Raw genomic sequence first — 12463 nt, 5'->3', positions numbered from 1 at the left:
TGCGCCCGTCGCCCGCGGCGAGCGCACCAGGTTCGCCCGGTTGCCGGACGGGCGCCCCGGTGCCGCCCTTCAGTCCCCCGTCGCGACCGGTCGGGACGGGTCGTTGGACCACTGCGACCAGGACCCTGGGTAGAGCGCCGCGTCGATGCCGACCGCGGCGAGCGCCGCGACCTCGTGCGCGGCCGTCACACCGGACCCGCAGTAGACGGCGACGGGCGCACCGGCCTCGACGCCGAGCGCGCGGAACCGCTCCCGGAGCGCGTCGTCGGAGCGGAACACGCCGTCCTCGGTGAGGTTGTCGGCCGTCGGGGCGCTCACCGCACCCGGGATGTGCCCGGCCCGCGGGTCGACGGGCTCGACCTCGCCCAGGAACCGCGGACGTGCGCGCGCGTCGAGCAGCGGGCCGTCCCAGCCGGCCGCGTCGTCGGCGTCGATCGTCGGCAGCGCCCCGGTGGACAGCACCACGTCGCCCGGCTCCGCCGTGACCGACCCCGCCTCGAGCGTGAGCCCCGCCGCGGTCCAGCCGGCCAGGCCGCCGTCGAGCAGCCGCACGTCGACAAGCCCTGCCCAGCGCAGCAGCCACCACGCGCGCGCGGCCGACGTGCCGCCCGCGTCGTCGTACACGACCACCGCACGGTCCTCGCGCACGCCCCAGCGCCGCGCGGCCTCCTCGAGGTCGGCGACGGCCGGCAGCGGGTGGCGCCCCTCCTCGGGGCTCGGCATCGACGCGAGCTCGGTGTCGAGGTCGACGTACACGGCGCCCGGCAGGTGCCCGGCGAGGTACTGCTCGTGACCGTCGTCGCGGCCCAGCGCCCAGCGGACGTCCAGCAGCACGGGCGGCTCGTCGCCGGCGAGGTGCGCCGCCAGCTCCACCGGGTCGACGAGCACCGCCTCGCGGGTCGTCGCTCGTCCCGTCCGCTGCTCCGTCATGGTGCCTCCCCCTCGTCGCGGCGCAGGTCGAGCCGCATGGTCCATGCGTCCGCATTCTCCGGCTGGTAGTACCCGCGCCGCAGGCCGAGCCGCTCGAACCCCGCGCTCTCGTACAGGTGGAGCGCCGGGGCGTTGTCCACGCGGACCTCGAGCAGCGCGGCTCGGGCTCCCAGCGCGCGCCCGTGGTCGAGCAGCGCGGTCAGCAGCAGCCGCCCGACCCCGCGGCCCTGGTGCGCGGGGTCGGTCCCGACGGTCATGACCTGGACGTCCTCGCCGTCGAACCACAGGCCCGCGTACCCGACGAGCGTGCCCGCGGAGTCCTGCGCGCCGACGTACCACCGGCCGGGCCCGACGACCTCCTCGAGGAGCGACTGCGCGGACCACGCGCCCGCGCCGAACAGCTCGTCCTCCATCCGGACCAGCGCCGGCACGTCCTGCGTCGTCAGCGCACGGACCTCGACGCCCGGCGCTCCCGCAGTCATCCGAGCACGCGCTTGCGGCTCGCGGCGGGGGTCACGTCGGGGCGGCGCAGGTAGAGCGGCGTCGTGGGGAGGTCCTCGCCGTGCGCGGACCGCTGCGCGGCGAGCGTCGCGAGGGCCGCGGGGTCCGGGTCGACGAGGCCACGGTCCTCCAGGTCGTCGGCAGCCCCGAGCACGGGGTACAGCAGACCGCCACGCCCGACGACGACCGCACCGGCCGTCCGCTCGTCCGCGGCGACGTCGTCGGCCGCACCGACCTCGGGGGCGACGAGCACGTCGACGCCACCGGCGCCGTCCGTGCGGTACAGCGACCAGTAGACCTCGCGGCGGCGGGCGTCGGTCGCGACGAGCACCGTCGACCCGGCGTCGAGGACGCGCGACGCGGCCACGGCGACGCCGTCGAGGCTCGGCACGCCGCGCACCGGCACGCCGAGCGCGAGACCGAGCGTCCGGGCGGTCACGAGCCCGACCCGCAGGCCGGTGAAGGGTGCGGGACCGGTGCCGACGACGACCGACGTCAGCGCCGCCCGGTCGACGCCCGCGTCCGCCAGGACGGCGGCGACCATGGGTGCGAGCAGCTCGGCGTGGTGGCGCGGCTGGTCGTCGCTGCGCGCGGCCAGGACCACGCCGGAGTCGTCGAGGAGGGCGACCGCGACGGCCGCCGAGGTGTCGAGCGCGAGGACGGGCACGGCGTCAGCCTGCCACCGCGTCCGCGCCGGGGAGCGCGACGCCCGCCCAGCGGTCGCCGACCGCCCGCACCGTGACGACCCGCTCGCCCGCGGCGGCGTCCTCGTCGTCGGCGGGGTCCACGCCGCCGCGCGGGCGGACCACCGTCACCTCGAGCCGGTCGGCCGCGAGGCCCTCGACCCAGCCCTCGCCCCACTCGACGACCGTCACGGCCTCGTCGAGGCTCGAGTCGAGGTCGAGCGCGTCGACCTCGTCGAGCGACGACAGCCGGTACGCGTCGACGTGCACGAGGCCCGGGCCGCGCGTGCCGTCCTCGCGCGGGAGGGGCGGGTGCTCGCGCGCGATGATGAACGTCGGCGACGCCACCTGGCCGCGGACGCCGAGCCCGGCGCCGATCCCCTGCGTGAGCGTCGTCTTGCCCGCGCCGAGGTCGCCCGTGAGGACGACGAGGTCCCCGGCGCGCAGCACCTCCGCGAGCGCGCGGCCGTACGCGCGGGTCGCGTCGCTGTCGGGCAGGTGCACCGTGGCCGTGGGTCCGGTGGTCACGGGGCCTGTGGTCACGGCGTCTGTGCTCACGGCGTCGGTCATCGGGCCACCTCCGTGGTGAGGGCGGGCCGGTCGCCCGCGATCGTGCCGGGCGTCCCGGCGTCGGACGTGCTGCTGCTGGACGTCGCGGCGTGCGCGCTGCGGTCGGCGTCGCCGTCGACGTGCACGCGCGGGACGCGGGCGCCGACGCGCGTGACGATCTCGTAGGAGATGGTGCCCGCCGCGCGCGCCCAGTCCTCGGCGGTCGGGCCGCCGTCGCGGCCGGTGCCGAACAGCTCGACGCGGTCACCGGCGACCTCGCGGGCACCCGGCCCGAGGTCGACGACGACCTGGTCCATGCACACGCGACCGGCGACACCCAGCGTGCGCCCGCCGACCCGCAGCGGCCCGCCGGGCCGGACCTGCGTGCCCGACGCGTGCCGCGGCACGCCGTCGGCGTACCCGACGGGCACGACGCCGACGACCGTGTCGTGCGGGGTCACGTACTGGTGCGCGTACGAGATGCCGTGACCCGCGGGGACGGCCTTGACCGTCGCGAGCTCGGCCTCGAACGTCATGGCCGGCACGAGCCCGAAGTCCTCGGGACCGCCGAGCTGCGGCACGGGCGACAGCCCGTACACCGCGATGCCGGGGCGCACGAGGTCGTGGTGGACCGCGGGGTCCGTGAGCGTCGCAGCTGAGTTCGCCAGGTGCCGCACCTCGACGTGCGCACCCGCGTCCTCGACGGCGCGCACGGCGTCGGCGAACACGACGGCCTGCGCACGGACGGTGGGGTGCGCGGGCTCGTCGGCGAACGCGAGGTGCGACCAGACCCCGACGACCTCGACCGCGCCCTCCGCCTGCGCGCGCAGGGCGTCCGGCAGCAGCGCGTCGAGGTCCGCGGGCGTCAGGCCGTTGCGCCCGAGCCCCGTGTCGACCTTGAGGTGGATCCGCGCGGTCCTGCCGGCGGCGCGCGCCGCGGCGACGACCTCGTCGAGCGCCCACGCCGCGGCGACGGACACGTCCACGTCGGCCTCGACGGCCTCGCGCAGCGGTGCGCCGGGCGCGTACAGCCACGTGAGCACGCGGGCGCCGACGATCCCGGCCCGCCGCAGGGCGACGGCCTCCGGCACCTGCGCCGCACCCAGCCACGTCGCGCCGCCCTCGACCGCGGCCTGCGCGCTCGGGACCAGCCCGTGGCCGTATGCGTCGGCCTTCACGACCGCCATGACCTGCGCCGTCGGTGCGTGCGCCGCGAGGCTGCGCACGTTGCCGCGGATCGCGGCGAGGTCGACGACGGCACGCGAGGGGAACTGGCTCACGGCGCCCAGTGTCGCACCCGCACCCACCGGCGCCCGTCGATCCGGCGACGCGGGCGACCTCTCCAGCAGACCCGGCACCGACGACCCGGGCCTCGGTACCGCGACGCGCCCCCGGGCGGTCACCAGACCCGGGTCGAGGGCGGGAGGCCGGTCAGGTCGACAGCCGGGCGCGTCGACCGGCTCAGGCCGGGCGGACCACGACGTCGGCGCGCCCCGCGGTCGCCGCGACCAGCCGCGCGTTGCGCTCGTCGGGACCGTGCGCCCACGCGTGCGCGGCGTCGGCGGGCTTGCCGAACGCCTCGTGCCGCGCGACCAGCCGGGCGAGCCGCAGGTCGTCGTCGGGTGCGACGAACCACGCCTCGTCGAGCAGCCCGGCCACGGGCGCGAAGCCGTGCGTGTCGAGCAGCAGGTAGTTCCCCTCGGTGACGACGAGCGGGACGTCGGGCGCGACCCGGATCGCCCCGGCGACCCCGTTGCGCAGGTCGCGGCGGTACTCGGGCGCGTACACGACCTCGTCGGGGTGCGGGTCGCGCAGCCGCCGCAGCAGTGCGACGAACCCGGCGGCGTCGAACGTGTCGGGCGCGCCCTTGCGGTCCGCGAGGCCGAGGCGCTCGAGCTCGGTCTGCGCGAGGTGGAACCCGTCCATCGGCACGACAACGGCGGCGTCGGGGTACGCGGCGGCGACCTGCGCGGCGAGCGTGGACTTGCCCGCACCGGGCGCCCCGGCGATCCCCAGCACCGCGCGGCGGCCCGTGGCGAGCAGCCGTTCGACCCGCGACGCGAGGTCGCGGTCGAGCGTCGTCGCGGGGGCGGTCATGCGGCCTCCCCCGAGCGCGCCACGACGTCCCTCCCGACCGCGGCGAGGACGGCGGTCACGCGGCCCGCCCGAGCAGGTCGGCGACGGTCGCGGGCAGCGCGTGCGCGACCGCGAGCGCGGTGACGGGCCCGCCGGGGTTGGCCCGGTCCGCGGCCCGCCCGTGCACGAGCGCGGCGGTCGCCGCGAGCGCGGGAGCCAGCGTGGCGTCGCCGTGCACGTCCTCGACGCGCCCCGCGAGCAGCGCCCCGAGCAGGCCCGCGAGCACGTCGCCGGCGCCCGCGGTGGCGAGCCACGGCGGCGCGTCCGACTGCGCGTAGACGACACCGTGCGACCCGACGACGACCGTCGTCGCACCCTTGAGCAGCACGGTCGCGCCGGTGCGGTCGTGCGTCTCGCGTGCCCACCTCAGCGGTTCCGCCTCGACGTCCGCCCGCTCGACGTCGACACCGCGCTGCGCGAGGAGCCGGGCGGCCTCACCCGCGTGCGGCGTCAGGACGACGTGTGCGCCGACCCGCTCGGGCAGCAGGTCGAGCGCGCCCGCGTCGACGACCGCCGCCTCGCCGCGGTGCAGCACGCCCTCGAGCGCCCGCTGGACGCGTCGCCGCTGGGCGGCGTCGTCGGGCGAGACCCCGGGCCCGAGGACCCAGGCCTGCACCCGGCCGGGTCCGACGACGACCTCCGGCCGGGCGGCGAGCACGGCGTCGCCCGCGTCGCCGACGTACCGGACCATGCCGACGCCCGCGAGCGCCGCACCCGACGCCGCGAGCACGGCCGCTCCCGGGTAGGTGCGGGTCCCCGCCACCACCCCGACCACGCCGCGCGAGTACTTGTGCGCGTCGCGCACGGGCACGGGCCACAGGGCTGCCGCGTCGTCGGTGTGGAGGGTCGCGACGTCGGGCCGCTCGGGCAGGTCCAGACCGAGGTCGACGACCTCGACGCGGCCCGTCGACGCGGCGGCGGGCGGCAGCAGCAGCCCGGGCTTGGCCCCGCCGAACGTCACCGTGACGTCGGCGTCGAGCACAGCGCCGGTGCGGGTCCCGTCGTCCACGCCGATGCCGGACGGCAGGTCGACCGCGACGACCACCGGGCCGTCCACGTCGCCGGTCGCGGCGCGGACCTCCTCGACCAGCGACGCGACCGGTCCGCGCAGGCCGCCGCGTGCCCCGATCCCCAGCACGCCGTCGAGCACGACGTCCGCGGCCAGGACCTCGTCGACCGCTCCCGCGACCGTCACCGCGGGCCACGGCCCGCCCGTCCCCGACGCGTCGTCGACGAGCCCCCGCACCCGTCCGCCGGCGGCCCGGAGCGCCGCGAGGCCGCCCTCGTGCACCCGGTCCGCGGTCGCGACCACCCGCACGCGCGCACCGCGCCGCGCCAGGAGGGCCCCCGCGTGCAGCGCGTCTCCCCCGTTGTTCCCGGCCCCGGCGAGCACGACGACGCGCGCGCCGGCGAACCGGCCGCGACGCCGCACGACCTCGCGCGCGACCGCGACGTGCAGCGCGAACGCGGCGCGCTCCATGAGCGGGACGCCCGCGTCGAGCAAGGGCTCCTCGGCGGCACGGACGGAGGCGGCGTTCCACGAGAGCAGCACGAGTCTCATCCTGGCGTGCGCGCAGGTAACGTGCCGAGCATGCGCTTCGGACTCTTCATCCCTCAGGGCTGGCGTCAGGACCTCACGGGCATCGAGCCCCGCGACCACTGGTCGGTGATGAACGGGCTCGCCCAGCACGCCGACCAGGGCGACGCCTTCGACTCGATCTGGGTGTACGACCACTTCCACGCGGTGCCCGAGCCCAACGGCGAGGCGACGCACGAGGCGTGGAGCCTCATCAACGCGTACGCGGCGACGACGTCGCGCGTGAAGCTCGGCCAGATGTGCACGTGCATGGCGTACCGCAACCCCGCCTACCTCGCGAAGGTCGCCGCGACCGCCGACGTGATCTCGGGCGGCCGCGTGCAGATGGGCATCGGCGCCGGCTGGTACGAGCACGAGTGGCGCGCGTACGGCTACGGCTTCCCGCGCGCGGGCGAGCGGCTCGCGATGCTCGACGAGGGCGTGCAGATCTTCAAGCAGCTCTGGACCAACGGGGTCGCCACCTTCGACGGGAAGCACTACCAGGTCGACGGCGCGCAGCTCGCGCCGCTCCCCCTGCAGGTCGACGGCCCGCCGCTGTGGATCGCGGGCGGCGGCGAGCAGAAGACGCTGCGCATCGCCGCCGAGCACGCGCAGTTCACCAACTTCGACGGCCACCCCGACGTCTTCACGCACAAGTCGGAGGTGCTGCGCGGCCACTGCGAGGCCATCGGCCGGCCGTTCGAGGAGATCACGCGCTCGTCGAACTTCAACGTCGTCATCGGCGAGACCGAGGCCGACGTCGACGACCGCATGGCCTGGGTCGAGGAGCACCTGTCGCTGACCGTGCCGAACAAGGCCCCGGAGGTCGCCGAGGAGTTCCGCAAGGGCGTGCTCGTCGGCACCCCGGAGCAGCTCGTCGAGAAGCTGAAGCACCTCGAGACGCTCGGCATGACGTACGCGATCACGTACTTCGCGGAGGCCGCCTACGACCGCTCGGGCATCGAGCTCTTCGAGCGCGAGGTCGTGCCCGCGCTGCGCTCCGCCTGACGGACGACGCCGGCGCGGGCGCTCCCGCTCGCGCCGGCGTCAGTCGCGCTCGGCGATCACCACGGCGGACGCGATGCCCGCGTCGTGCGAGATCGACAGGTGGAACCGTGCGACGCCGAGCTCGGCGGCGCGGGCGGCGACCGTTCCGGTGACCTCGAGCACCGGCTGCGACCCGGCCGTGCGCGGCACCTGCGCGTCGTGCCAGTGCAGGCCGGGCGGGGCGCCGAGCGACTTGGCGAGCGCCTCCTTGACGGCGAACCGCGCGGCGAGCGACGTCTCGGGCATCGCCCGCTCCGCGGGCGTGAACAGCTTCGCGCGCAGTGCCGGGACGCGGTGCAGGGTGTCGACGAACCGCGCGATGTCGACGACGTCGATGCCGACGCCGACGATCACGCGCGCCTCCCGACGCCCCGAGCCGGTCCCGTCACTCGACGGTGACGGACTTCGCGAGGTTGCGGGGCTGGTCCACGTCGAGGCCCTTGGCGGTCGCGAGCTCGCACGCGAACACCTGCAGGGGCACGACGGCGAGCAGCGGCGCGAGGAGCGTCGGCGCCTGCGGCACGTAGAACACCTCGTCGGCGTAGGGGCGCACGGCCTCGTCGCCGTCCTCGGCGATCACGAGCGTGCGGGCACCACGCGCGCGGATCTCCTGGATGTTCGACACGACCTTGGAGTGCAGCGAGTCGCGCCCGCGCGGCGACGGGACCACGACGAACACCGGCTGACCGGGCTCGATGAGCGCGATCGGGCCGTGCTTGAGCTCACCGGCGGCGAAGCCCTCGGCGTGGATGTACGCGAGCTCCTTGAGCTTGAGCGCCCCCTCCATCGCGACGGGGAATCCGACGTGCCGGCCGAGGAACAGCACGGACTGCGTGTCCGCCATCCAGCGCGCGATCTCCCGGACGCGGCCCGAGCGGTCGATGACCTGCTGGATCTTGTCGGGCATCGCGCGGAGCTCGTCGAGGATCGCGGTGACCTCGTCGGCGAACTTGTTGCCGCGCAGCTGCGCGAGGTACAGGCCGAGCAGGTACGCGGCGGTGATCTGCGCGAGGAACGCCTTGGTCGACGCGACCGCGATCTCCGGGCCGGCGTGCGTGTAGAGCACCGCGTCGGACTCGCGCGGGATCGTCGAACCGTGCGTGTTGACGATGGCCAGGACCTTGGCGCCCTGCTCGCGCGCGTGCCGGACGGCCATGAGCGTGTCCATCGTCTCGCCCGACTGCGACACCGCGACGACGAGCGTCTGCTCGTTGACGACGGGGTCCCGGTACCGGAACTCGTGCGCGAGCTCGACCTCGACGGGGATGCGGCACCAGTGCTCGATCGCGTACTTCGCGACGTGGCCCGCGTAGGCGGCGGTGCCGCACGCGATGACGACGATCTTGTCGACGGACCGCAGCACCGACTCGTCGATGCGGATCTCGTCGAGCACGAGGCGGCCGTGCGCGTCGGTGCGGCCCAGCAGCGTGTCCGCGACCGCGTGCGGCTGGTCGTGGATCTCCTTGTCCATGAAGGACGGGAAGCCGCCCTTCTCGGCGGCGGCGGCGTCCCAGTCCACGGTGTAGCGCCGTGCGTCGGCGGGCTTGCCGTCGAAGTCGGTCACGGTGACCGCGGTCGGCGTAATGGTCACGACCTGGTCCTGGCCGAGCTCGAGCGCCTCGCGCGTGTGCGCGATGAACGCGGCGACGTCGGAGCCGAGGAAGTTCTCGCCCTCGCCGAGGCCGACGACGAGCGGCGAGTCGTGGCGGGCGCCGACGACGACGTCGGGCGCGTCGGCGTGCACCGCGAGCAGGGTGAACGTGCCGTGCAGCGTGCGCGCGACCTCGGTCACGGCCTTGGTCAGGTCGCCCGTGCGGTCGTAGGCGCGCGAGACGAGGTGCGCGGCGACCTCGGTGTCGGTCTCCGACTCGAACTCCACGCCCTCGGCGAGGAGCTCGGCCTTGAGGGTCGCGAAGTTCTCGACGATGCCGTTGTGGATCAGCGCGAGCCGGCCCGAGACGTGCGGGTGCGCGTTGACGTCGGTGGGTCCGCCGTGCGTGGCCCACCGGGTGTGGCCGATCGCTGCGGTGGCCTCGGCGAGCGGGTGGGCGTCGAGCTCCTCGACCAGGTTCGCGAGCTTGCCGGCCTTCTTCGCGGTGTCGAGCTCGCCGTCGGGGCCGACGAGCGCCACCCCCGCCGAGTCGTACCCGCGGTACTCGAGCCGTCGGAGACCTTCGAGGACGACGTCCAACGGGCGGTCGCTCGCGGTCTGGGATCCGACGTAGCCCACGATTCCACACATGGCCGCGAGTCTAACGGGCGTGCGGCGGGTGACCGGCGGGGGGTGAGCACCGTCACGGCGTGCCCGGACGCCGCCACCGGACGCACGTCGGACGGTCGACGTCGTCGTCCGGCACAATCGTCCCGTGCCACCGTCGCTCACCCCGGCCACGCCGTACGTCGACCTGGACCGCGACGCGTGGCGTCGGCTCTCGGCCTCGACGCCGCTGCCCCTCACCGACGCGGACGTCGACCGTCTCGCCGGCCTGGGGGACCCGATCGACCTCGCCGAGGTCGACGCGATCTACCGGCCCATCTCGCGCCTGCTCGACCTGCACATCGAGGCGACCCGCGGCCTCCACGCGGCGTCGAGCACGTTCCTGCGCGAGGACGTCGGCGGCACGCCGTTCGTGATCGGCGTCGCCGGGTCCGTCGCGGTCGGCAAGTCGACGACCGCCCGGCTGCTGCGCGAGCTCCTGGCGCGCTGGCCGGCGACGCCGCGCGTCCAGCTCGTCACGACCGACGGGTTCCTCTACCCCAACGCCGAGCTCGAGCGGCGCGGGCTCATGGAGCGCAAGGGTTTCCCCGAGTCGTACGACCGGCGCGCGCTGCTGCGGTTCGTCTCCAAGGTCAAGGCCGGCCGCCCCGAGGTCCGGGCGCCCGTCTACGACCACCTGACGTACGACATCGTCCCCGGCCGCGAGATCGTCGTGAACCGCCCCGACGTGCTGGTCGTCGAAGGTCTCAACGTGCTGCAGCCCGCGCGACCGACGAGCGAGGGCACGTCCAACCTGGCGGTCAGCGACTTCTTCGACTTCTCGATCTACGTCGACGCCCGCACGACCGACATCCGCCAGTGGTACGTCGACCGGTTCCTGAGCCTCCGCTCGACCGCGTTCGCCCAGCCCGAGTCGTACTTCCACCGGTACGCGTCGCTCTCCGACGACGAGGCCGTCGAGCGCGCCGAGCGCATCTGGGACACGATCAACGCGCCCAACCTGCAGCAGAACATCCTGCCGACCCGCAGCCGCGCGACTCTCGTGCTGACGAAGGGCTCCGACCACTCCGTCGAGCGCGTGCGCCTGCGCAAGCTCTGAGCGTCCGAGGCTCCGTGCGTCAGCGGCCCGACGGCGGACCCGTCGGCGTGACCCGCTCCACGGGGAACTCGGTCGTGTCCGTCTCGTGCAGAGCGTCCAGCGCCGCGAGCACGTCCGCGACCGGCGCGCCGCACGCGTCGGTCGGCCACACGGGCCGAACCGCTCGCCCGAGCGCGTCGACCAGCCACAGCACCGTCGGCACCGCCCCCGACGTCTCGCACGCTCCCGACGGCTCCTGCGACGGCCGCTCGAGAGCGGCGAGCAGCGGGGCGAGATCCCCCTCGCGCCGGCTCTCGGTCACCGCCGCCCACGTGCCGGACGCGGACTTGAGCGTGCCGGACGCGGAGCACACGAGCACGCTCGACGCCGCGAAGTCCTCGGGCACGGCGCCCGGCGTCGCGGCCGGACCGGTCTCCTCGGCCGCGGCCGTCCGGTCCTCGAGCACGAGCCCGAGCTCGCGGACGACCTCCGGGTCGAGGCAGTCCGCCTGCACCGCGACCCGCGCCTCGGCCTGCCGCGTCACCGTCGGCGCACTCGCGCACCCGCCGGCCGCGGCGATCCCGGCGACGACGAGCGCGGCCACGCCCCCGCGTACGCCGGACGACCGCCGACCCCGTCGTCGGGACGTGCGTCTCTCGTGCGGTTCCCCTGCCATGTCTGCCCCCTGTCGTGTAGCCCCGCGGACAGCAGGCCGGGAGGCCACACGGGTCGCAGGGAGTGCCGACTGCCCTGTCGACCCGAGACGAGCGTAGGCACGCTCCGGCGCGCACGTCGCGGTCGACACCGGATCGTTAGCAGCCGCGGTCCGATCGTGAGCAGACCGTGACCCGGGGACGTCAGGCGACGGCGTCGTCCTCGGCCACGGCGCGGCGGTGCGCCGACGCCTCGACGCTGCGCAGCGGCACCGCGGGGGCGTGGTGGACCCGGGCCCGGCGGCGCTGCGCGAGAGCCTGGTAGCGGCGCAGCAGCCAGTCGATGACCACGCCGAGCAGCACGCCGCCGACGACACCCACGACCACCGCGAGGATCGGGTTGTGCCCGAGCCACGCCGCGGCACCGATGCCGATCGCCGTCGAGTAGACGCCCCACGTGAGCGCGGCGAGCGCCGCGAGCGCGCTGAACCTGCGGCGGCTGTACCCCAGCGCGCCCGCGGTCATGTTGACCGCCACCCGGCCGACCGGGATGTACCGCGCGGCGATGATGAACGACGCCCCGCGGTGCTCGAGCGCGCGCTCCGCCCAGTCGATGGTCGCCTGCGCCCGGGCCGAGCGCAGGAAGCGGACCTCGCGCACCTTGACCTTCGTCCCGATCTGGTACGCGATCTGGTCACCCGTGAACGCGCCGGCGGCGGCGACCAGGATCACGAGCACCAGGTTCGGCTCGCCCTGCGCCATGGCCAGCGTGGCCAGCGCGATGACGACCGACTCGCTGGGGATGGGCGGGAAGAACCCGTCGATCGTCGCGAAGAGGTACAGCACGACGAAGACCCACGGTGAGCCCACCAGGGCCAGCACCCATGCCTCCACGCGTCCTCCAGGTCGTCGGGCGCCGGCCTTGCGGACCGGCGTCGTGACTCCCACGGTAGGACCCGGGGCAGCGCCGCCGATATAGGGGACACCCCCGGATCATCCCTGAGGTCACCCCGAACGAGCCGTCGGGTGCAGGCAGGTCGGACCGCCCTCCTCCTCCGGGGGGAGGCCCCGGCGGCGCCGACGTGGCAGGAC

At 75.4% G+C, this 12463-nt stretch carries 13 protein-coding genes; 2 read left to right on the top strand and 11 right to left on the bottom strand.

Features of this window, described 5'->3' with window-relative positions:
- Positions 1 to 69 precede the first annotated feature (69 nt).
- The 7 genes from KOV94_RS03815 to KOV94_RS03785 form a co-directional block, all read right to left on the bottom strand.
- Complete coding sequence (locus KOV94_RS03815) at positions 70 to 930, bottom strand: sulfurtransferase (RefSeq protein ID WP_124341332.1); 861 nt, start codon at positions 928 to 930, stop codon at positions 70 to 72.
- The gene (rimI, locus tag KOV94_RS03810) at positions 927 to 1412 is read right to left on the bottom strand and encodes a ribosomal protein S18-alanine N-acetyltransferase (RefSeq protein WP_124341331.1); all 486 of its coding nucleotides are present in this window, start codon (positions 1410 to 1412) and stop codon (positions 927 to 929) included. The genes KOV94_RS03815 and rimI overlap by 4 nt, the downstream gene beginning before the upstream one ends.
- The gene (gene tsaB, locus KOV94_RS03805; protein WP_124341330.1) at positions 1409 to 2098 is read right to left on the bottom strand and encodes a tRNA (adenosine(37)-N6)-threonylcarbamoyltransferase complex dimerization subunit type 1 TsaB; all 690 of its coding nucleotides are present in this window, start codon (positions 2096 to 2098) and stop codon (positions 1409 to 1411) included. The genes rimI and tsaB overlap by 4 nt, the downstream gene beginning before the upstream one ends.
- A 4-nt stretch (positions 2099 to 2102) precedes the next feature.
- Complete coding sequence (gene tsaE, locus KOV94_RS03800; protein WP_124341329.1) at positions 2103 to 2684, bottom strand: tRNA (adenosine(37)-N6)-threonylcarbamoyltransferase complex ATPase subunit type 1 TsaE; 582 nt, start codon at positions 2682 to 2684, stop codon at positions 2103 to 2105.
- The gene (gene alr / locus KOV94_RS03795) at positions 2681 to 3943 is read right to left on the bottom strand and encodes an alanine racemase (RefSeq protein ID WP_372449433.1); all 1263 of its coding nucleotides are present in this window, start codon (positions 3941 to 3943) and stop codon (positions 2681 to 2683) included. The genes tsaE and alr overlap by 4 nt, the downstream gene beginning before the upstream one ends.
- A gap of 181 nt (positions 3944 to 4124) precedes the next feature.
- The gene (locus KOV94_RS03790; protein WP_218051268.1) at positions 4125 to 4760 is read right to left on the bottom strand and encodes a nucleoside/nucleotide kinase family protein; all 636 of its coding nucleotides are present in this window, start codon (positions 4758 to 4760) and stop codon (positions 4125 to 4127) included.
- A 55-nt stretch (positions 4761 to 4815) separates the two neighbouring features.
- The gene (locus tag KOV94_RS03785; protein ID WP_218051267.1) at positions 4816 to 6360 is read right to left on the bottom strand and encodes an NAD(P)H-hydrate epimerase; all 1545 of its coding nucleotides are present in this window, start codon (positions 6358 to 6360) and stop codon (positions 4816 to 4818) included.
- A 30-nt stretch (positions 6361 to 6390) separates the two neighbouring features.
- Between KOV94_RS03785 and KOV94_RS03780 the strand changes: the two genes are divergently transcribed.
- A complete protein-coding gene (locus KOV94_RS03780; RefSeq protein ID WP_124342244.1) occupies positions 6391 to 7383 on the top strand; it encodes an LLM class F420-dependent oxidoreductase in 993 nt (330 codons plus the stop codon).
- Positions 7384 to 7422: 39 nt separating this feature from the next.
- Here the strand turns inward: KOV94_RS03780 and KOV94_RS03775 are convergent, their stop codons facing one another.
- Together KOV94_RS03775 and glmS are read right to left on the bottom strand one after the other, a co-directional pair.
- Positions 7423 to 7776 carry a holo-ACP synthase gene (locus tag KOV94_RS03775; protein WP_124342245.1) on the bottom strand — a complete coding sequence of 118 codons (354 nt, stop codon included), beginning with the start codon at positions 7774 to 7776 and terminating at the stop codon, positions 7423 to 7425.
- Positions 7777 to 7807: 31 nt separating this feature from the next.
- Positions 7808 to 9664: a glutamine--fructose-6-phosphate transaminase (isomerizing) gene (glmS, locus tag KOV94_RS03770; protein WP_124342246.1), complete on the bottom strand. Its 1857-nt coding sequence runs from the start codon at positions 9662 to 9664 to the stop codon at positions 7808 to 7810.
- A gap of 124 nt (positions 9665 to 9788) precedes the next feature.
- Between glmS and coaA the strand changes: the two genes are divergently transcribed.
- The gene (gene coaA / locus KOV94_RS03765; RefSeq protein WP_124342247.1) at positions 9789 to 10739 is read left to right on the top strand and encodes a type I pantothenate kinase; all 951 of its coding nucleotides are present in this window, start codon (positions 9789 to 9791) and stop codon (positions 10737 to 10739) included.
- Positions 10740 to 10758: 19 nt separating this feature from the next.
- On the opposite strand, the gene KOV94_RS03760 is transcribed toward coaA, so the two are convergent.
- Both KOV94_RS03760 and KOV94_RS03755 read right to left on the bottom strand, forming a co-directional pair.
- Complete coding sequence (locus KOV94_RS03760) at positions 10759 to 11322, bottom strand: hypothetical protein (RefSeq protein ID WP_124342248.1); 564 nt, start codon at positions 11320 to 11322, stop codon at positions 10759 to 10761.
- Between the two features lie 253 nt (positions 11323 to 11575).
- Positions 11576 to 12265, bottom strand: coding sequence for a DedA family protein (locus KOV94_RS03755; protein ID WP_124342249.1), 690 nt, complete (start codon positions 12263 to 12265; stop codon positions 11576 to 11578).
- Between the last annotated feature and the right edge of the window lie 198 nt (positions 12266 to 12463).

The sequence above is a fragment of the Cellulomonas algicola genome, from assembly GCF_019024305.1.
In the GTDB taxonomy this organism is placed as follows: domain Bacteria; phylum Actinomycetota; class Actinomycetes; order Actinomycetales; family Cellulomonadaceae; genus Cellulomonas; species Cellulomonas algicola.
This window is presented reverse-complemented; position numbering and strand designations above follow the sequence as displayed.